Raw genomic sequence first — 19,056 nt, 5'->3', positions numbered from 1 at the left:
GGGCATGAAATCCTGGTTCCTGCTGATCTCGCTGCTCGTCACGGCGCTCACCGCGTGGCTCGTCCTCTACGCGGGCGTGCCCCTGTCCACGCTCCTGTCGCTGGGCCTCGGCGCGGTCTGCCTGGTCTGGCTGGTCGTCCTGCTGACCTTCCCGTGGAACCTGTCCTTCGCCGCCCGGCAGGTCGTGCACGAGATCGCGGTCTCCCGCGAGTCCGGCATCGAGGTCCCGGCCGGCCGCGAGGAGGAGGCCAGGACGATCGCCCGCCGCATGCTCGTCCTCGCGGTCGCCGGGCACGTGGTGTCGGCCGTCGTGGTCGCGGTGGTCACGTTCTTCTCGGGGCGGGACGTCGGCTACTACTTCGCCGGGTTCTACCTGCTGGCCACCGCGTTCCGGCCGGCCGGGGCGTACGTCGCCCACCTGCGCGAGCGGGTCAGGACGCTGGGGCGCGAGGCCCGCTACCCGCGCCTCGACGTGATCGCGCTGCGCGACCAGGTCGAGGCGCTGACCGCCGCCTCCGAACGGCTCACGCGGGAGGTCGAGGAGGTCGGCACCGAGCTCGCGGCCGCCAGGGCCGGCCTGGAACGTGCCGACCACGACCTGAGCCGGCGCCTCACCCTCATGGCCCGCCGCTTCGAGGAGACCGTGGACGGCCTGAACGACAACCAGGAGGTCATCACCGGCCTGCGGGCGTTCCTCCGGCTGGTTCGCGCGGACCCCGCGTAGGCGGTTCGAGGCCGCGCAGCACGGGCAGGGAGCGGGCCGCGTACACCGGGTCGACCGGGAGCACGTGCCGCGCCCACCAGCGCGCCGGGCCGGGGTCGGGCGAGGCGTCGGTGAACCCGGGGGCGTAGTCGTCGTACGGCGGGTCGTAGAGATAGCCGGTGGCCACACCGCGGCGCTCCAGCTCGGCGATGGCCGCGTCCCTGTCGCGTACCAGCAGCGGGACGCGGAACAGCGGCTGGTCCAGGTTGTCCGGCACGGCCGGGGCCACCGTGGGCAGCTCGGCCAGCCGCGCGACCCCGGCCAGCCGCCGGGCGCGCTCGCCGGGCACCTTGGCCAGCCGCCTGGACTGGTACCACCGGACCGGACGGCCCCGGCGGGCGCGGTAGGCGGCCAGGTCGGCGCGTACCCACGGGTCGAACGGCGGCAGCGCGGGCACCTGCTTGAGCGCCAGCTCCAGGGCGTCGGCCTCCAGGGCGATGCGGTAGCCCTCCCGCTCCTCCTGCATGCCGAGGGCGCGCATGAGCGCGAGCGCGGGACGTACGAGATCGAGCCTCAGCGCGGCCTGGCGGGCCATGGAGGTGGCGACGCTGACCAGGTCGGCGCGGAGCCCGCCGGGGACGAGCAGCTCGTCGCGGGCGTGTTCGAGCGCCTGGAGGTCGGCGCGGTCCGCCACGGCCAGCACGCCCCCCGAGCCCGCGCCCGGATGCTTGGACAGGCTGAAGACCCCCGCCTGCCCGAACGTGCCCAGCGGACGTCCCCCGGCCGAGCTCTCCAGGGCGTGCGCCACGTCCTCGATCAGGATCTTTCCCGCGAAGGCGGAGACCTGGTCGGGCAGGCCGTACAGGTTGGTGGTCAGGACGGCGTCCACCGTGGACAGGTCCGTGCGGGAGACGTCGATGTTGCCGTCGCGCGGGGACAGCGGCGCGATCACCGGGCGCAGGCCGGCCGCCAGCACGAGGAAGAGGAGCGCGGCCGGCGAGATCGGCGACATGAGCAGCCGCTGACCCGGCACGCACCAATGGCGCAGCGCGAGGTAGAGGCCGAGGCGGTTGGAGGGGAGCCACAGGCAGTGTCGCCCGGTGCGCTCCGCGATGAGTCTCACCCTTGTAGGACGGTACGCAGTCGCCCGTAGGTTTTCAACGCCTTGTCCGCGGTCTTGAGCAGCAACGGGTTGGCCATCACCGTGGCGCGCGTCTTGCGCACCGGCACCCGCATCATCCAGTGGACCCCGGCCGCCACGCCGGCCCTGGCCACCCGCCCTTCGGCCACTTCGAGCTGGCCGTTCTTGAGCTTGTCCTTGTACTCCTTCTCGCCCCGGCCCATGTCGATCACCTGGACGCCCGACGCGGCGGCCGACTCGGCCATCGCCAGGTGGTGGATGAGCCCGGGGGAGAACTTGGCGTACTGCGTGTCGTAGGCCGGGAACCAGCCGGCCAGCGTCGTACGCGTGCGCACCCCGAAGTGGCCGGCCATCGGCACGTCGTCGACGTAGACCATGTCGAGCACGCCGGCGAAGCTGTCGGACTGCGTGGCGAGCAGCCGCTCGACCAGCTCGACGATCCACCGGTGGGCGAAGCGGTCGGTGCGGCCGGTGCGCCGGTACTGGTCGGTCTTCCAGCCGAGCAGCGTGTGCAGCGGCCCGGTGTCGGTGGTCGCGTAGTCGTGGCGCAGCGGGCCCGCCTCGCGTTGCAGCTTGCGCGACTTGGCCAGCGTCGTCTTGTACGTCTTGCCGGACTGGGTCCTGAGCGTCTCGGTGTAGGGGCCGTAGCCGTCGCGCAGGTCGATGATCGGCGACGGGTGCACGGTGTGCCGTCCGTCGCCGAGCAGCGGCTGGCCCGCCACCAGGTGGTCGAACTCGTAGACCGACAGCCCGCAGTCCTTGATCAGCCGGCGCGGGTCGAGGTCGAGGCCCTTGGCGTGGACCAGGCCCTGCGCGTCGGGGAGCCCGGCCGCGACCGGCTTGCCGATGCCCAGCGGATGGCGTTCGAAGGGGAAGAAGCCGACGATGTCCGGACCGTCGTAGAGGACCGCGACCCGGACCAGGTCGCGGAGCTCACCCACCGTGGCAGTGAATTCCGGGGACAGGAACGGGTTGTCGAAGGCGGCGTCGGACTCCTGGAGGGCGCGCCATCGGCTGAGTTCGGGCTGTCCCAGTTCGCGAGGGTGGGTAACGGTGACGCGCATGGGCTCCTACTGTCGGCTTACCACGATCCGACCAGCATGAGGTCAGAGGTGTATGGCCAGGTTAAAGGATGGGAGTCCATGCCTGGCATATGCCGAGCGTACCGTTATCCAACTCTCAGCTGGTTTTCAGGACCGAGTGGCGTTCTAATGTGTGTCCATGACCGTACCAGGGATCGACTGGCCTCGACTGGTCGCGTGGCTGGGCAGGAACGTGCCGGACGCCGGGGAGCCGCTGTCCGTCTCGCTGATCTCCGGGGGCAGGTCGAACCTGACCTATCTGGTGGAGGCGCGCGAGCGCCGGCTGGTGCTGCGCAGGCCGCCGCTCGGTCACGTGCTGCCCACGGCCCACGACATGCGCCGGGAGTGGCGGGTCATCTCCGCGCTCGCGCCGACGCCCGTCCCGGTGCCCGAGCCCGTCGCCTTCTGCGCCGACGAAGAGGTGGTCGGGGCGCCGTTCTACGTCATGGGGTACGTGCCGGGCGCCGCCGTGCAGACCAGGGCCGAGCTGGCCCGGCTGGGCGAGCCGACGCCGGCCCAGGCGCGGCGGTTGTCGGAGCGGCTGGCCGAGGTGCTGGCCGCCATCCACGCCGTGGACTACCGCGAGGTGGGGCTCGGCGACTTCGGCCGGCCCGAGGGGTACCTGGCCCGGCAGCTCGACCGCTGGTGCCAGCAGTGGGAGCGGTCGAAGACCGCCGACCTGCCCGACTACGACAGTCTCGTACGGCGATTGCGCGAGCGGCTGCCCGCCCACTCCGACAGCACGCTGGTGCACGGCGACTACCGGCTCGACAACACGCTGGTGCGATCGACGCCGCCGCCGGGCGAGATCGAGATCATGGCGGTGGTCGACTGGGAGATGTCCACGCTCGGGGACCCGGTGGCCGACCTGGGGCTGACGTTGACGTACTGGCATGATCGCGGGGACGACGAGCGGGCCCGCATCCCGGTGGCGGGGGACGTGACGGCGGCGCCGGGTTTCATGAACGCCGCCGAGTTCGCCAACCACTACACCAAGGTGTCGGGACGCGATATTTCGGACCTCGGGTTCTATGTGGCCTTCGGCAACTTCAAGCTCGCGGTCATCGTGGAGGGTATCCACGCCCGGTTCAAGCAGGGTAAGACCGTGGGGGAGGGGTTCGACCGCATCGGCGCGGCCGTGCCGACGCTGATCTCCCGCGCCCATCGCATGCTCGACCAGCCCTGACCCCCCTCAAGGAGCGCCATGAGCACAGTTGCACTGATCACCGGAGCGGCGAGCGGCATCGGCGCCGCGGTGGCCCGGCGGCTGTCGTCGGGCGGTGTCAGGTGCGTCCTCGTCGACCGTGACGGCGAGGGCGTCGAACGGCTGGCCAAGGAGGTCGAGGGCGCGTGGCTGGCCGCCGACGTCAGCGAGGAGGAAGCCTCCCTGGAGGCCGTCGCGCTGGCCGAGCAGCGGTACGGCCGCCTCGACCTGGTGCACCTCAACGCCGGCATCTCGGGCGGCGTCGACCTCGCGGACTTCGACCTGGAGCGCTACCGCGCGATCGTCGGCGTGAACGTGGACGGCGTGGTCTTCGGCGTACGCGCCAGCGTCCCGCTGCTGATCAGGTCGGGCGGCGGCGCGATCGTGGCCACGTCCTCGCTGGCCGGACTGGTGGCCTTCGCCGGCGACCCGATCTACACCATGACCAAGCACGCCGTCGTCGGCCTGGTCAGAGCGCTGGCCGAGCCGCTCGCCCAGCGCAACATCCGGATCAACGCGGTGTGCCCGGGATTCACCGACACGCCGCTGGTGGCCGCCGCGCGGGAGATGTTCGTGAACGCCGGATTCCCGCTGCTCACGGCCGAGGACGTCGCCGCCGCCGTCGAGACCGCCTTCTACGCCGAGACGCCGGGCACCCTGCTCGTCGTGCAGCCGGGTAGGCAGCCGGTGCCGTACCGTTACACAGGGGTTCCCGGGCCCGCGGGCGGTCAGCGGCCACCCGCTTCTGATTGATGGCAAGTCTTTCGCAAGCGGGACGATTACCGTCATAAGGGCAGGGCACTGCCTGGCCCTTGTACGTTGCGTGATGGTAAGGAGCGTTCCCGTGATTCCGAGCGAGGGCAAACACGCGCGCAGACGGCCGACCTGGCCGATCGCCCTTGGGGCGGGCCTCCTCGCGGTCCTGCTCGTCGTCGGCATCATGATCTACGCGGGCATGCGGTCGAACTCGCGCCAGGGGTTCAAGGGCGGCGAGGTCGCCGACGTCGGGCCCTCGCAGGCGCCGCCCCAGCTCGACCAGCCGCCCGTGCTCCAGGACTGGCCCCGGTGGGGCGTCACGCACACCCAGTACAGCACCGATACCGAGCCGCGGCAGGTCGTCGACCAGGCCAGGGGCATGCTCGGACGGGTCCCCATGCTGCAGAACCAGCACATCATGGGCTGGGGCGTGGGCAACCCCGAGCCGAGCCCCGGCCAGTTCAGCTTCCGCGACCTCGACCGGCGGCTGACGTTCATGGCGTCCTCGCGGGCGGTGCCGGTGATCACGCTGTGCTGCGCGCCCGACTGGATGAAGGGCGGGCAGCCCGGACGTACCGACTGGAGCAAGAACCACACCGTCGCCCCCGAACCCGAGCATTTCGACGACTACGCCAAACTCGCCGCGCGGGTGGCCAGGCAGTACCCGACCGTCAAGCACTACATGGTGTGGAACGAGTTCAAGGGCTTCTGGGACCCCTCGACCAACCGGTGGGACGCCGAGGGGTACACGCAGCTCTACAACAAGGTCTACACGGCGTTGAAGAAGGTGGATCCGCAGATCAAGGTGGGCGGGCCGTACATGCCGATCGAGAGCGGCTCGGGCGGCGGCCTCTCCGACCTGAAGGGTCCGTGGGGGACCGTCGACCAGCGGGCGCTCGACGCGATCGAGTACTGGATCCAGCACAAGAAGGGCGCGGACTTCATCGTCGTCGACGGCGCCTCGATGACGAACGACAAGGGGAACGTTCCCGACGACTTCGCCGCGCTCGGCAAGTTCAGCGCGATCACGACGTGGCTGCGGCAGAAGAGCGGCGACCTGCCCGTGTGGTGGGCCGAATGGTACGTCGAGCCGGAGAACTCCGGCTGGAGCGAGGAGCGGCGGACGGCGGTGCAGGCGGCGGCGATGATCGAGTTCGCCAAGAGCGGCGTCACCACCGCCCTGTACTGGAACCCGCAGGTGAAGGGGACCGGTGAGTGTCCCGGCTGCCTGTGGGCGCCGGGGCGGGGGGACGAGATGCCGATGGCTGGGCTGCTGAGCGGGTTCACGCGGTGGTTCCCGGCGGGGGTGCGGCTCGACGGGGCGGTGACGTCGTCGGATCCCAAGGTGAAGGTGCTGGCGCAGGAGCAACAGGTCGTCATGGTGAACACGTCGGACCGGGAGGTTACGGCGACGGTGGACGGCAGGACGGTGACGTTGGGGGCGTACGAGATCAAGTGGTCCGGCCGGGGCGGCGCCTGACGGCGCCGATGGTTGCCGCTTTGTTGACCGGCTGCCGGGTGGGTCTGTTGTGAGGCCGTTGACGGGAAGAGCCACCAGCCGATCGTCTCCAATGCGCTGCCCAAGGCCCAATCGGCCACCGCCTCTACGGTCACTCGCCCGTACGGCGATGCCCCGGTCGCGGTCGCTTGCAGTGGGCTTCGGTCGTACGGCGAGGTCACCAACCACCACCCGACCTCACACCCGAGCCTCCAGTCGCCCGCCGTCCGGCACCGTGACGACCATGATGTTGCTCGGGATGTCCAGCTCGATCCGATGCCACCGCCCCCGCGGCACCACGACCGCCGTCCCCGCCGGCAACCGGATCTCCTCCTCCCCCTCTCCCTCCCGCTCCGGCCGCAGATACAGGCGGATCTTCCCGATGAGGCAGGACACGATCTCCTCGGCCTCGGGATGCACCTCCCACTGATCGGCGTGCACGTCGGCGGCGGTCTTCGCGTGGAAGGCCGTCAGCCGCCATCCGTCCGGCTCGGGGGCTGCGGTACGGCGCGCTGTGTGGATCTCGCCGTCCCGCCGGAGGTGCACCGAGGACGCGAAAAGATCGATCGGAACGACACCCTTGTCCAGATCCATACGAGCCATCATCCCGATCAGCGCCCTGAGGATCATCCGCCACCCGTCGCGCACCTGCCATGGATGGCGCGCCGATCGTCGCCTATCCTCCTGGGCATGGAGGCACTGGCCCAACGGTTGTCGCACCTCGATCCGGAGGCCGGGGGAGCGGTCCGGGTCGTCATGTTCTACGACACGCTGATGCGCCGCCGGGTGGACCTCCCGGCGCTCGCCCGTGCCTCGGCGGTCCTGGCCGAGTGCGTGGCCGGGATCCGGCTCCACGGCACGGGCCAGATCATCCGCGTCGGCCCCGACGGCCGCGAGGCGCCCACCACGTCCGCTACGTCTGCCGCGCCCACTACGCCTACAGCGCGCACTGCTGACGCCACGGACGCCACGGACGCCGCCTCAGAGGCGGAGCGGGTCGCGTACGTCACGACGGCGATCACGCTCGACGAGGAGGAGATCGGCGCGGTGTGGCTGGAGCGGCCCGGACCGCCCGTCCCGCTCGACGAGCTGCTGCTGGACCGGCTCGCCATCGCCGCCGCGGCGGTCGTCGAGCGGTACGGCCCCGCCCGCACCACCATGGCCGACCCCGCCCTCGTCGAGCTGGTGATCAGCGCCGACGGCGACGAGGCGGCCACGGCCCGCGCGCTGCGGCTGCTGGGGTTCGCCGCCGACGCACCGGTACGGGTCGTCGCCGTCCGCTCGGAGTTGCCGCTCGACCGGGTCGCCGGGCTGATCTGCCCGTCCAGGCCGGTGAAGGCGGCGCCGCTCGCGGACGTGGGCGTCGTTCTGGCCACCGCCGTCGATCCGGCCCGGTTCCCGGCGGGCGTACGCGCGGGCATCGGCGCCGCCGGGCATCCCGTACGGGGCTGGCAGGAAGCCCGTACGGCCCTGCGTTTCACCACCGCCCGCCGGCCGGTCGTCCACCACGACGACCTGGGCGCGCTGGCGCTGCTGGCCGAGGTGCCCCAGGACGTCGCGCGGGGCAACGCCGACGTGGCCGCGGTCACCCGCCTGGCCGCCGACCCGGACGACCTGGAGACCCTCGACGCCTACTGCGCCACCGGCTCCCTGCGCCGCGCCGCCGACCTGCTGCACCTGCACCACAGCAGCGTCGCCCGGCGCGTCGAACAGCTCGGCAGGATCCTCGGCATCGACCTCACCGACCCCACCGGCCTGGTCCGCGCCAGGCTCGCCCTCACCTCCTGGCGACTGCTCGACACCTGAACCCCCCGAACCGCGAGCCGCGCGAACCGGAGCACAGCCGGTCGCCGCCCGGCACGGTCCACCACCTCACCGATCCGGACACCCCGAGAACGTACAGTGGTCATCCATAAGCTGAAAGTAGCCGACTTGTGATGCCAGGGGCTGTGATGACCGACCGCAACGACGAGCCGCCCATCGTGCACATCATCGACCCGATGAGCGCGGCCTACGACGCCGCCTTCACCACCTTCCTGGCCCACACCGACCAGAAGATCCGGGCCCGCGAGGAGCTGGCCCGGGTGGTGGGCCGGCTGCCCCGCCACCGCGCCCTGATCGACGCCGGCGCCTGGACGGGCGAGACCACCGCCTGGCTGGCCCCCATGTTCGACCGTACGATCGCGATCGAGCCCAACGAGCACATGCGGACGGAGCTGGCCCGCAGGTGCCCCGAGGCCACCGTCCTCGGTGAGGACATCGCCGTCGCCGAGCCGGACGTGCCGGCCGACCTCGTGTTGTGCGCGCACGTCCTGTACTACCTGCCCCAGCCTTCCTGGTTGCCGCAGCTCCAGCGGTTGGCGTCCTGGACCGCCGAGGGCGGCTTCACCGTGGTCGTCCTGCAGAACCCGGACAGCGACTGCATGCGCCTGCTGCGCCGGTTCACCGGCCACCGCTACGATCTGGACGCCCTCGGACGCGCCTTCGCGGCCACCGCCGGCGCGGAGTGGGATGTGGGCATCAGCACCGACCCGGCCTTCATCACGATGCCCGACCTGGACACCGCCCTGACCATCGCGCAGTTCATGCTCAACGTGACCCCATTGGCGCACGCGCCCGTCATGGACGAGGTCGCCGCCTATCTCGACGAGCACTTCCGCACGCCGGAGGGCTACCGACTGAGCTGCGACCAGGACTTCCTGGAACTCCAGCACAACGGCCCGGACGAATGAACGGCTCTCACCGGTCCCGGGCGGGCGGCGGGGTGACGGCCATCGTGAAGGCGGTCTCGGTGAGGAGGGCGTGGTCGAGCGGGATGTGGGGTCTCGTACCGCGTTCGAGCTGCTGAAGGCCGAGCACGACCGCCAGCGCGAGCAGCGCGCGGCGTTCGGCCTCCTCCGCGCCGAAGCCCAGCTCCGCCAGCAGCGCGGCGACGAAGTCGACGCGGCGGCGGGTGACCCGGGTGACGATGTCGGTGACGCCCTCGCGTTCGGCGTCGAGGTAGAGGCGGCTCTCGCCGCCGCGCCGCCCGGCGCGGGCCGCGACCGTGGTGAACAGGGCGCGCAGCCGGGCGCGCGGCTCGGCCTCGGCGGAGGTGGCCGCGATGATGTGCTCGGTCTCCTCGGCCTCCCAGCGTTCCATCACCGCGCGTACGAGCGCGCCGCGGTCGGCGTGGTGCCAGTAGAAGGAGCCCTTGGTGGCGCCGAGGTCGCGCGCGACGGCCTCGACCCGCACCGAGTCCAGCCCGGTCCTGGTGAAGCGCGCGTACGCGGCCTCCACCCACTTGTCCGCCGTGATCCGGCCCCCTTGCGCCACCCGCCATACGGTACCGTATAGTCCTCTCCATACGGCACCGTATGGAGGCGTCATGAGAACACCCGTCTACTGGTCGTCCGCGTTGGAGGACATCCCCGCACCCGACTACGCCGACGTGATCATCGGCGTGCTGCCGCCCCGGGCGACCACCGATCCGCAGGTCTGGGCGAAGGCCGTCTTCTCGATCCGGTCCATGCCCCTCTGGATCGCCGCCGCCATGGGGCTGCGCCAGATGATCGTCCCGCTGATCGGGATCCCGCGCGCGCCGCGCGACGTCTTCCAGGTCGCCCGGGTCGAGGGGGAGGAGGCGCTGATCGTCGCCGACGACCGGCATCTCGACTTCCGCTGCGGGGTGGCGGTCGATCCCGAGGCCCGGCTGGTGCGGGTCACGACCACGGTCCGGCTGAAGGGCCTGCGCGGCCGGCTCTACTTCTGGCCGGTACGGTTCATGCACCCGATCGTCGTCCGGTCCATGCTCCGCGCGGCCCGGCGCCGCCTGGGGGCGTCCAGAGGCTGACGACGCCCTACAGCCCCTCGGGCCGGGCGGCTCTCAGGCGACCTGTGTGGAGTCGCGGGCCCGGCGCCGCTCGCCCGTGGGCCTGCGCCAGTACGTGAGGAAGCGCAGCACCCACTCCACCGGGCCGTACCGGTGGCCCTTGAGCCACCAATGGCTGTAGAGCACCTGGACGGCGAAGATGCCCAGCGCGATCAGCACCTCGGCGCCGGGGCTGACCTGGTCCACGAGGGCGAGGCCGTAACCGGTGAAGATCAGGGAACAGATCAGCGACTGGCCCAGGTAGTTGGACAGGGCCATGCGCCCCGGGGCGGCCAGGGCCCGGCCCACCCGCGGCAGGTACGGCAGCACCCGCAGGAACGTGGCCGCGTACGCGGCCGCCAGCAGCGGCGCGGTCACCAGATCCACGGCCTCGCCCAGGAACTTGTTCACGGTGTGGTTCCAGGCCGACTGCGTGTAGACGAAGGCGCCGGCCAGCCCGACCGTGAACCCGATCCACTGGAGCCGGCGCAGCGCCACCGTGTGGGCCGACAGGTTCCGCAGCGCGCCCAGTTTGCCGACCGCCAGCCCGATCAGGCACGCGGCCAGCACCGCCGGCCCCTGGAACAACACCCGCAGCAGGACGATCAGGGACAGCTTGCGCATGTGCTCGGAGATGATCTGCCAGAACATCCCGCCGAGCGCGGTGTCGGACCTGGCGGCCTCGGCGGTGCCCTCGGCGACCGTGCCGGACGTGTCCAGGCCGACCATGGCCAGCAGGGCCAGCAGCAGGAAGCCGAGCGCCAGCATCAGGGTCAGCAGCACGGCCAGCACGACCGCGGTCTTCGGGCCGATCCTGCGCAGCACCAGCAGCGCGATCCCGACGAAGGCGTACGTCGTCAGGATGTCGCCGGGGAACAACAACACCGCGTGGGCCAGGCCGATCAGCAGCAGCCCGGCCAGGCGGCGCAGGAACATCGGTACGAACGCCCGCCCCTGCCGTACGGCCGAGTCGAGCTGGAGCGTGAAGCTGTAGCCGAACAGGAAGGAGAACAGCAGGTAGAACTTGTTCTCCATGAACAGGGTCACGAGCCAGCGCACGACCCAGTCGAGCGAGGAGTCGAAGCCGGGCTCCGCCATCCCGGCCATCCGGTAGCCGGAGGCCAGGAAGGCGATGTTCACGACGAGGATCCCCAGCAGGGAGAAGCCGCGCAGGGCGTCTACAGAAGCGATCCTCGCAGCCGCGAGTCGTACGTCGGGCATAGCGGGATGTGTCTCCTGTGTCCTCATCAGACGTATATCATCCCGCAAAACCTTAGCGTTTCCTGTGAATTCAGTTATTTGATGCGATGTGGATGAATCTCTCGATGATCACTGCTAGAGAGATCGCGAACGCCGGGACGGCCAGGAACACCAGCCCACGACGCGCCCGTTTGGCCCGGTTGGGCCCGTTCAGCCGGATGACTTCGTAGCCGAACAGCGCCACCCAGGTCACGACCAGCGCCCCGATGCCCACGGGCGTCCACGGCGAGGTGGGATCGCCACGCCCCTTGTACGGGTTGGGATCGGGGATCTCCGTCCCCTTCACGAACTTCTTCCACGTGTAGAGCGCCGCGTCCTCGTTGGAGAAGACCTTCTTCAGGTCGGGCGAGGCGTCCAGCGCAGCCCTGAACCTGGTCCCCCAGTCCTCCGAGAAGCCCTCGTTGAGCTGCAGGTAGCTGACCTGCCCCCGGCTCACCATCAGGTACGAGTTGCGCGGCTGCTCCTTCAGCTTCCGCACCGCGTCGGCGATCTGCGTCGGATCCTTGTGCACCAGCGCCTGTGCGCCGAAGTTGACCAGTTCGACGTCCCGTTCGCCCCACGGCAGGGTCGGTGTGACCTCCGGGCCCTCCTTGGGCACCAGGTAGAGCACCCTGGCGCTCGGCTTGTCATGGTCGTAGACGTAGTGCAGGGCGGCGACCTCGCCCGTGGTGACCCGTTCGAACTTCTCGTTGCCGTACCGGGCCAGCAGGAACGCGAAGGCGAACAGGACCGCGAAGCAGGCCGCGAGCACGACCGAGATCTTCCTGGTCAGCTCGGGGTTGAAGCGCACGTTCCGCTTGCGCAGCGGGACGGTCTCCTCGCGTACGTCGGCGCTGTCGGCCGGCAGGTTCGGGAAGAACGCGAACGCGGCCAGCAGGCAGGAGCCCGGCAGCGCGAACATGTAGATGCGCAGGCCGATCTCGCCGCCGTAGCTCTGCAGCCCCAGCGCCAGCACCGGCACGCACAGCAGGATCAGCGCGGCCCGGTCGAACACCCCGCGCCGCAACCGCCTGAGCAGCCCGGCCGCCGCCAGCGAGAGGATGACGACGAGGATGCCGAGCCGCGCCTGCAACACGAGCGCGTGCGCCGGGTCGCTGCCCTCGACGCGGTCGGAGGTGGCGCTGCCGAAGTTCTGCAGGAACTTGCCCATACCGCCGAAGATCGCGTCGATCTGGCCCGCCCAGAACCCCACCGTCATGTAGCTGATCCAGGCCAGCGTCAGGAGCCCGAGGAGGAACGGCAGCGCCCACGTCAGCGAGGTCCGCTTGAAGATCAGGAACGCGGTGACGACGCCCATCATCATGAACGGCGTGATCTGGTGCGAGGCCACCGACGCGAGGAACAGCGCCAGCAACATCAACAACATCAGCAGCTTGTCGGCCCGGTACGTACCGGTGTTCGCCAGTTCGCCGGGCGTCATCGCGTCGAGCTTGCCGAGCAGCTTGCGCAGCCCCTTGGGCGGGACCGGCTTCGTACGCGGCTCCACCCGTCCGAACCAGCGCAACAGAATCGCCACGAACGCCAGATACAGCGCGAACGTGAAGCCCTGCGGCGAGAAGTAGTCCTGCCCGATCCACTGCACGAGGATGAACAGCAGCGCCGCGAACCAGCGCGCCTTGGTCGTCGCCGCCACCTGACGCAGGATCAGGACGAACGGCAACAGGTAGAGCAGGTTCGACAGGAGCGGCGTCCACTGCAGGATCGTCGTCATGTCGGTGATGCCGGCGGCCTTGGTCACGAACGCGAACAACGCGAAGAAGCCCGGCCACCCCATACGGGCGTCGATGCTGATCGCCGTCTCACCCGTCCTGGAGATGAACTCCACGAACCCGGCATGAATGTACGCCGTGGGGAAACGCGGCTCGGACGCCACCAGCGCGCCCGCGCCGTGCAGGGCGAACGTGATGGCGGCGATCTGGAACAGCAACAGGAACTTGCGGTCGGTGCTCTGGGCGACCGTGACGAAGAACGACACGATCATGATCAGGATGGCGATGAACGCCGTCACCGGCAGCGCCGAGATCAGGCCCAGGCCGTTGATGTTCGCCGGGTCCACACCCCGCAGCGGGCCCGGGGCCACGCGCAGGGCGAGAATGTACATGAGCAGGCCCTCCAGCACGAGGACCACGGGCAACCACTTGGGCGCACTGGCGATCAGCGCCCCGACCCGCCCTCCGGCGACCCGGCCCTTCTGCCCACCTCCGCCCCCGTCCCGCACAACCCCACCAGCGGGCCCGGCGGCCTCAGCCTCCAAAACCCCAACCCCAGCACCACCACCGGAACCGCCACGACCAGCGCTACCAGGGACAGCACCACCGGGGACAGCACCAGCGGGGACAGCACCACCGGGGGCAGAACCGCCAGGGACAGAACCACCGGGGGCAGAACCACGGGAGGCAGCGCCACCAGGGGCGGAACCGCCATGAGCAGCGCTGCCGTCAGTCGCCTTGGAAGCCGCCGCCCTGGAACTCGGCGCCCGGAAGGCCACGGTCCGCCCGTCAGCCTCCCCAGCGCCGTCTTCCCCGGTGCCGGCCGTCTCGGAACCGGCACCGACGCTCTTGGCCCCGGCCCCACCAACACCGGTAACCTTCGGACCGGCTCCGCCGTCACCCACAGTCTCGGCACTGCTCCCACCGGCACCGGCAGTCTTGGGACTGCTCCCACCGGCACCGGCAGTCTTGGCGCTGCTCCCACCGGCGTCAGCCGTCTGGCCACCGGTCCCGCGAATGCTCGCCGTCTTGCCGCCGGTCCCACCGGCGTCGTCGGAGGCCGTGCCTTCGCCGGAGGTCCCCGCCCGACCGGCGCCGGCAGCGCCGCGCGCCGCCCCAACGTTCGCCGAGGCGGCACCCGCACCAGCCGGCCCACCGCGAACACCGCCCGCCGAGCCCGAACCCGCCGGACTCGCCGCGCCAGGCTCCGTGGCACCCGCCGCACCGGCACCTCGACCAGGGGCATCGGCCCCCTTCGGACCGGCCGCACCGGCACCCGCAGCCGAACCTGCCGAACCCGGAGTGCCCGCGTCTGTGCCTGTGTCCGGCGTGCCCCGGGTGGGGGCGCTTGTGGGCATCGGCATGGTGCCGGCGCTGGACGACCCCTTCGGGGCCGAGGCCGCACCGTCCGAGGCCGCGCCCTCCGAACCGGACGCCCCCTTCGCGGGCGCGTCGCCCGCCGGGGCAGCTCCAGCCGCGTGCGGCGGCGCGGAGGTGAACGCGTTCGGCCCGGCGACCGTCGGCGGTTCAGCCTTGTCCCGCTCGGCGAACGCCTGGGAAGGCGCCGAAGACGACGAAGACGCCGAAGACGACGGCTCGTCGGCCGTCGGGGGACGGCCGATGTGCACGGTCCCGGGGATGCGGAAGGCCGTCGTCGTGTCGGCGTTCACCTCCGCCGGGGGCTCCGACGTCTCCTCGGAATCCGCGGGGTCCTCGGAGGCGCCGTCCTGCCCGGTGTCGAACGTCAGCCGCGGGATCACACCCGTGGCCTCCGGATCGAAGGGCGCCTCTGTCTCCTCCACGGCGTCCTTGCGAACGTCCGAAGAGCCGGTTTTCCCCTTAGTCATGCCATCGCCGTCCCGTTGCCTCACGTTGACCATCATGCGGCCCCGGACGACCCCTGAGTGACAGTCGGCTGCCCAGTTTCACCAAAATTGAGAATTTTGCGAAGATTTCCGAAGATCAAAAGTGCCACCAGCAGCTCGCTGAAGAGCAGCCCGTAACCCACCGCGTTCACCCCGAAGGTCGGGAAGAGCGCCACCGTGGACACCAGCACCAGCACCGCCAGCCCGATCTTCACCAGCGCCAGCGTGCGCGCGTGGCTCTGGGCCCGCAGCGCGCTCAGGTACACCTCGATCAGCACCCGAGGCAGTACGGCCAGCGCCATCAGCCGCAGCAGCGTCGAGCCCTCGTCGGCGAACTGCGCGCCGAAGATCGTCAGGATCAACGGCGCCCCGAGGAACGCGACCACGATGATCGGCGTCACGATCATGAAGCCGCGCCGCAGCGCCCGCCGGCAGTTCAGCGCCAGTTTGGAACGATCGAAAGAGCCTTCGACCGTCAGCGACACCGCCATGTTCATGGCCAGCAGCTCGATCATGCTGGCCAGGGTGTGCGCCATCGAGAAACGCCCGAACGTGGCCTCGCCCACCTTGGTCGCCACGACCACGGGCACCAGGTAGACGATCGCCAGGATCGACAACGTCCCGGGGAAGTCGCCGGCCAGGAACCGGCCGATCTGCCGCAGTTTGGGAGGTTCCTGGGCGGCGCCGACGCTCTTGACGTGCCGGGGCACCACCACGCCGAAGATCAGCCAGTTGACGGGGATCAGCGCGAGCGCGGTCGGGATCATCCACGAGACGAAGATCCCGCCGTCGGGCAGCGCGCCGGCCAGCGCGACCAGCAGTCCCATCTTGACCAGGCCGAACACCAGGTTGTTGACCGGCACCCAGGTGGCCTTGCGCAACCCGGTCAGTACGACGTCCTGGAGCGTGAAGACGGCCCACACCAGCACCGAGGCCAGGAAGAACAACCCCGGCCCGAACCCGGCCAGCACCGAGTACGTCGCCCCCCACAGCGGCAGCGTCAGCAGGAAGCCGAGCGCCGCGACCCCGCCCGTGGCGGCGGCCAGGCCGTAGCCACGCAGGATGAGCTCGGGTGTGCGCCGCCCGGCCACCGGCAGGAAGCGGGCCAGCGCGCCCACGAAGCCCAGCGCGGTCAGCGAGGCGAACAGCCGCATCGCGGTGATCACCGCCTGGCCGCGCCCGAACTCCTCGGGGGTGTAGAAGTGCGCCGCCAGCAGCCAGTAGCCCATGCCGAGGGTGCCCGTGACGACCGTGTTGGCCATCAGGGCGTAACCCTGGCGGAAGAGCGGATTGCTGAGGTCGCGGAGGATCTTTTCCCGCAGGCTAGACATTTCCGCGCACCCGTTGCAGTCCGTACCTCGTCCGCCGGACGACCGCGTAGCCCTTGGTGAGGATGCGTTCGCGCAGGTAGATGAGCGGGACGGCGTTGCCTTCGACGGCGCGTCTGAACATGCTGATGGTCGTCGGCTTGCCGACCGTCAGGCGGGGGATGGCGAGCATGTCGTGGCGGTCGGCCGCGATCGTGTTGCTCACGGCGCAGGCGGCGAAGTAGCCGGCCTTGCGCACCTCGTGGCGGACCCTGGCGCTGGAGTAGCCGTAGGGATAGGCCATGGTGGCGACCGGCGCGCCGATCTTCTCCTCCAGCAGGCCCTTGTTCCGGCGCAGCTCCTGCCGCAGCTCGTCGGTGCGGAGCTGGTCGAGCTGCGGGTGGCTGTGGCTGTGGCCGCCGATCTCGATGCCGGTCTGCGCGGCCTCGCGGGCCTGGCCCCACGACAACATGTCGTCGAGCGGCCGGCCCGCGGCGTCCTTGCCGGCGTCGGACACCCAGCCGCTGGTCAGGAAGACCGTGGCCGGGAAGTTGTAGCGGTCGAGCAGGGGCAGCGCCTGGCTGTGGAAGTCGGCGTAGCCGTCGTCGAAGGTCAGCACGATGGGCTTGTCGGGCACCGTACGGCCGTCGATCTTGTTCAGCGCGGCCACCAGGTCACCCAACGTGAGCGCGGTGAACCCGCTCTCCGACAGGTACGCGAGCTGCTCGGACAGGTCGGACGGCCGCACGGCGTGCGGGCGCGTCTCGTCGTTGGGCGTGTCGCTGACGGAGTGGTACATCAGGATCGGAATGCGGATCATGAGCGTGCCACCTTCAGCCGTGCGGTACCCACCACGTAACCCCAGGTCGTCCAGGCCAGGCCGACGACGATCGCGGCGGCCCTGCCGAGGCCCGCCACGTCGCCGCGCACGGCGTCGCCCACCCCGCGCAGCGTGCCGAGCGGCAGCGTCTTCATGGCGTGGGCACGCTCGCTGGCCAGCCCGTCCTGGGTGCCGACCTCCCGCGTGACCAGGGCCTTCGACAGCCCCTCCGCGTAACACCTGGACCTGAAGTAGGCGAAGCCCTCGCGCTGCCTGGACACCTTGTGCCCGATGACGGCGCGGGGCTCGAACAACATGACCGAGCCGGGCTTGCGCTGGCTCAGCCGGATGCAGAACTCGGTCTCCTCGCAGCCCAGCGGGCGCGACTTGCGGCCCTGCACGCTGCGGCCGATGCCGCTGTGGAAGCCGCCGACCTCGGCGACGACCTTGCGCAGGAAGGCGGCGTTGCCGCCCATGACGTTACGGATGGGCGCGCGTACCGCGGGCATGCCGCGGTACGTGCACCCGACCGTCCAGTCGAACTCGTACGGGAACCAGCGGGGCCGGCGCTTGGACGCCCACAACGGGTCGGTACGCCCGCCCACGCCCACAACACCGGATACCTGGAAGCCCTCCTCCAAAGCCTCCAGCCACCCCGCATCGGCGACCGCGTCATCGTCGAGGAACGCGACGATCTCACCGGTCGCCGTGGCGACGCCGGTGTTCTTGCCTCCGGACAGCCCCTGCTCGTGCGTGTTCTCCACCACAATGGCCTGTGGATAGGCGCGCTTGAGCTTCAGATGCAGGTCCGGATTGTGGTCGACCACCAGGATCAGCTCGTGTGCCGGGCGTGTCTGGTTCTCGACCGACTCGACTGCCTGCCTGATGTCCTCCCAGCGCTCTTCGGTGTAGACGCAGATGACAACAGACGTGTTCACAACGGTTCCTCTTACGCGACGCCTCGGTCAGCGGCGGGAGTGGCGGTGGGCTCAGGCTGAGGGTCGGAGGGCTGGCGGCGCCACTCCTTCAGGATCGTCTTGAGCACACGGAAGCCATCTCGTACGGCACGCAGGTTGCTCTCGCCGTGAATGCGGTTGCGCTCGTGGCTCGGCACCTCGTGCACCTTCAGCCCGGCCTTGGCGGCCCGCACGTTCATCAGGGTCTCGACCTCGAAGCCGTCGCAGTCGAGGTCGAGCACGTCGAGGTGACGCGCCCAGAACGCGTTGTAGCCGTAGCACAGGTCGGTGTAACTGGTCTTGTACATGACGTTGACGATGCCCGTGAGGACCTTGTTGCCGAGCCGCCGGTTGAGCGTCAGGTCGTCGCTGCCGCCGCCGGCGGCGTAGCGCGAGCCCTTGACGAAGTCGGCCCCGGTGACGAGGGCGCCCACGAACGAGATGATCTCGCGGCCGTCGGTCGAGCCGTCGGCGTCGATCATCACGATGATGTCGCTGGTGCACGCGGCGAAGCCGGCGGACAGGGCGTCGCCCTTGCCCTTGCCGGTCTGCGTGACGATCTTGACGTTGGGCCGCAGGCGCTTGGCGACCGCGACCGTGTCGTCGACGGAGTTGCCGTCCACGAGCACGATCTCGTCGACCCACTGGGGGATCGTCGCGAAGACGTGCGGGAGGTTCTCGGCCTCGTTCATCGCCGGGACGACCACGCTCACCGTTGGGGAAATGGCCAGGTGAGGTGTGACCGGCGTGAAGCTGGACGGGGGAGGCATGGAACGCAAGGGCGACTTCTGGGCCTTGCCGTTGTGCTTGGTGATCTCGGGACTCATGGCGAGGGATATCCTTCCGGGGCCCGACCCTGCCTACCGCACGGAGTCATCCCCGGGTGCTGCGGGAATGGCGGAGCC

Annotated in this window: 19 protein-coding genes; 8 read left to right on the top strand and 11 right to left on the bottom strand. The window is 70.3% G+C overall.

Annotated features, from left to right (window positions below; translation table 11 throughout):
• Positions 1-4: 4 nt before the first annotated feature.
• Positions 5-724, top strand: coding sequence for a hypothetical protein (locus tag DMB42_RS22505; RefSeq protein WP_125636973.1), 720 nt, complete (start codon positions 5-7; stop codon positions 722-724).
• Here DMB42_RS22505 and DMB42_RS22500 read toward each other — a convergent pair.
• Entirely contained in the window at positions 675-1,826 is a 1,152-nt protein-coding gene (locus DMB42_RS22500; RefSeq protein ID WP_221762292.1) for a DegT/DnrJ/EryC1/StrS family aminotransferase, read from the bottom strand. The genes DMB42_RS22505 and DMB42_RS22500 overlap by 50 nt on opposite strands.
• Entirely contained in the window at positions 1,823-2,908 is a 1,086-nt protein-coding gene (locus DMB42_RS22495; protein WP_125636972.1) for a GNAT family N-acetyltransferase, read from the bottom strand. Before DMB42_RS22495 ends, DMB42_RS22500 begins: the two co-directional genes overlap by 4 nt.
• Positions 2,909-3,065: 157 nt before the next feature.
• Between DMB42_RS22495 and DMB42_RS22490 the strand changes: the two genes are divergently transcribed.
• The 3 genes from DMB42_RS22490 to DMB42_RS22480 all read left to right on the top strand — a co-directional run bounded on the left by DMB42_RS22490 (position 3,066) and on the right by DMB42_RS22480 (position 6,366).
• Positions 3,066-4,112, top strand: a complete 1,047-nt coding sequence (locus DMB42_RS22490) for a phosphotransferase family protein (protein ID WP_125636971.1) — start codon at positions 3,066-3,068, stop codon at positions 4,110-4,112.
• 18 nt (positions 4,113-4,130) lie between these two features.
• Positions 4,131-4,883: an SDR family oxidoreductase gene (locus DMB42_RS22485; protein ID WP_125636970.1), complete on the top strand. Its 753-nt coding sequence runs from the start codon at positions 4,131-4,133 to the stop codon at positions 4,881-4,883.
• Positions 4,884-4,974: 91 nt separating this feature from the next.
• Positions 4,975-6,366, top strand: a complete 1,392-nt coding sequence (locus DMB42_RS22480) for a GH39 family glycosyl hydrolase (protein ID WP_260477864.1) — start codon at positions 4,975-4,977, stop codon at positions 6,364-6,366.
• Between the two features lie 216 nt (positions 6,367-6,582).
• Here DMB42_RS22480 and DMB42_RS22475 read toward each other — a convergent pair whose 3' ends face one another.
• Entirely contained in the window at positions 6,583-6,978 is a 396-nt protein-coding gene (locus DMB42_RS22475) for a cupin (protein ID WP_125636968.1), read from the bottom strand.
• 96 nt (positions 6,979-7,074) lie between these two features.
• Here DMB42_RS22475 and DMB42_RS22470 point away from each other — a divergent pair, with 96 nt between their 5' ends.
• Together DMB42_RS22470 and DMB42_RS22465 are read left to right on the top strand one after the other, a co-directional pair.
• Positions 7,075-8,190 carry a CdaR family transcriptional regulator gene (locus DMB42_RS22470; RefSeq protein WP_125636967.1) on the top strand — a complete coding sequence of 372 codons (1,116 nt, stop codon included), beginning with the start codon at positions 7,075-7,077 and terminating at the stop codon, positions 8,188-8,190.
• 146 nt (positions 8,191-8,336) lie between these two features.
• On the top strand, positions 8,337-9,116 hold the full coding sequence (locus DMB42_RS22465; protein WP_185844809.1) for a bifunctional 2-polyprenyl-6-hydroxyphenol methylase/3-demethylubiquinol 3-O-methyltransferase UbiG: 780 nt from the start codon (positions 8,337-8,339) through the stop codon (positions 9,114-9,116).
• Positions 9,117-9,123: 7 nt separating this feature from the next.
• On the opposite strand, the gene DMB42_RS22460 is transcribed toward DMB42_RS22465, so the two are convergent.
• The gene (locus DMB42_RS22460; protein ID WP_185844808.1) at positions 9,124-9,699 is read right to left on the bottom strand and encodes a TetR/AcrR family transcriptional regulator; all 576 of its coding nucleotides are present in this window, start codon (positions 9,697-9,699) and stop codon (positions 9,124-9,126) included.
• Positions 9,700-9,751: 52 nt separating this feature from the next.
• Between DMB42_RS22460 and DMB42_RS22455 the strand changes: the two genes are divergently transcribed.
• Complete coding sequence (locus DMB42_RS22455; protein ID WP_125636964.1) at positions 9,752-10,216, top strand: DUF2867 domain-containing protein; 465 nt, start codon at positions 9,752-9,754, stop codon at positions 10,214-10,216.
• Between the two features lie 33 nt (positions 10,217-10,249).
• On the opposite strand, the gene DMB42_RS22450 is transcribed toward DMB42_RS22455, so the two are convergent.
• The 3 genes from DMB42_RS22450 to DMB42_RS22440 all read right to left on the bottom strand — a co-directional run bounded on the left by DMB42_RS22450 (position 10,250) and on the right by DMB42_RS22440 (position 13,918).
• Positions 10,250-11,455, bottom strand: a complete 1,206-nt coding sequence (locus tag DMB42_RS22450; protein ID WP_260477863.1) for a DUF418 domain-containing protein — start codon at positions 11,453-11,455, stop codon at positions 10,250-10,252.
• Positions 11,456-11,525: 70 nt separating this feature from the next.
• Positions 11,526-13,712, bottom strand: a complete 2,187-nt coding sequence (locus DMB42_RS22445) for a hypothetical protein (protein ID WP_125636962.1) — start codon at positions 13,710-13,712, stop codon at positions 11,526-11,528.
• Positions 13,649-13,918, bottom strand: coding sequence for a hypothetical protein (locus tag DMB42_RS22440; protein WP_125636961.1), 270 nt, complete (start codon positions 13,916-13,918; stop codon positions 13,649-13,651). The genes DMB42_RS22445 and DMB42_RS22440 overlap by 64 nt, the downstream gene beginning before the upstream one ends.
• Positions 13,919-14,553: 635 nt before the next feature.
• Here DMB42_RS22440 and DMB42_RS22435 point away from each other — a divergent pair.
• Positions 14,554-15,111, top strand: coding sequence for a hypothetical protein (locus DMB42_RS22435; RefSeq protein ID WP_125636960.1), 558 nt, complete (start codon positions 14,554-14,556; stop codon positions 15,109-15,111).
• Here the strand turns inward: DMB42_RS22435 and DMB42_RS53360 are convergent.
• From DMB42_RS53360 to DMB42_RS22420, 4 genes are read right to left on the bottom strand one after another with little or no spacing between them, the layout of a single operon-like run.
• Positions 15,083-16,399 carry a lipopolysaccharide biosynthesis protein gene (locus DMB42_RS53360; RefSeq protein ID WP_185844807.1) on the bottom strand — a complete coding sequence of 439 codons (1,317 nt, stop codon included), beginning with the start codon at positions 16,397-16,399 and terminating at the stop codon, positions 15,083-15,085. The genes DMB42_RS22435 and DMB42_RS53360 overlap by 29 nt on opposite strands.
• Positions 16,392-17,195 carry a polysaccharide deacetylase family protein gene (locus tag DMB42_RS22430; protein WP_125636959.1) on the bottom strand — a complete coding sequence of 268 codons (804 nt, stop codon included), beginning with the start codon at positions 17,193-17,195 and terminating at the stop codon, positions 16,392-16,394. The genes DMB42_RS53360 and DMB42_RS22430 overlap by 8 nt, the downstream gene beginning before the upstream one ends.
• A complete protein-coding gene (locus tag DMB42_RS22425; RefSeq protein ID WP_125636958.1) occupies positions 17,192-18,133 on the bottom strand; it encodes a glycosyltransferase family 2 protein in 942 nt (313 codons plus the stop codon). The genes DMB42_RS22430 and DMB42_RS22425 overlap by 4 nt, the downstream gene beginning before the upstream one ends.
• 11 nt (positions 18,134-18,144) lie before the next feature.
• A complete protein-coding gene (locus tag DMB42_RS22420) occupies positions 18,145-18,978 on the bottom strand; it encodes a glycosyltransferase family 2 protein (protein WP_125636957.1) in 834 nt (277 codons plus the stop codon).
• Positions 18,979-19,056 lie beyond the last annotated feature (78 nt).

The organism is Nonomuraea sp. WAC 01424 (genome assembly GCF_003947315.1).
Lineage (GTDB): Bacteria > Actinomycetota > Actinomycetes > Streptosporangiales > Streptosporangiaceae > Nonomuraea > Nonomuraea spiralis.
This window is presented reverse-complemented; position numbering and strand designations above follow the sequence as displayed.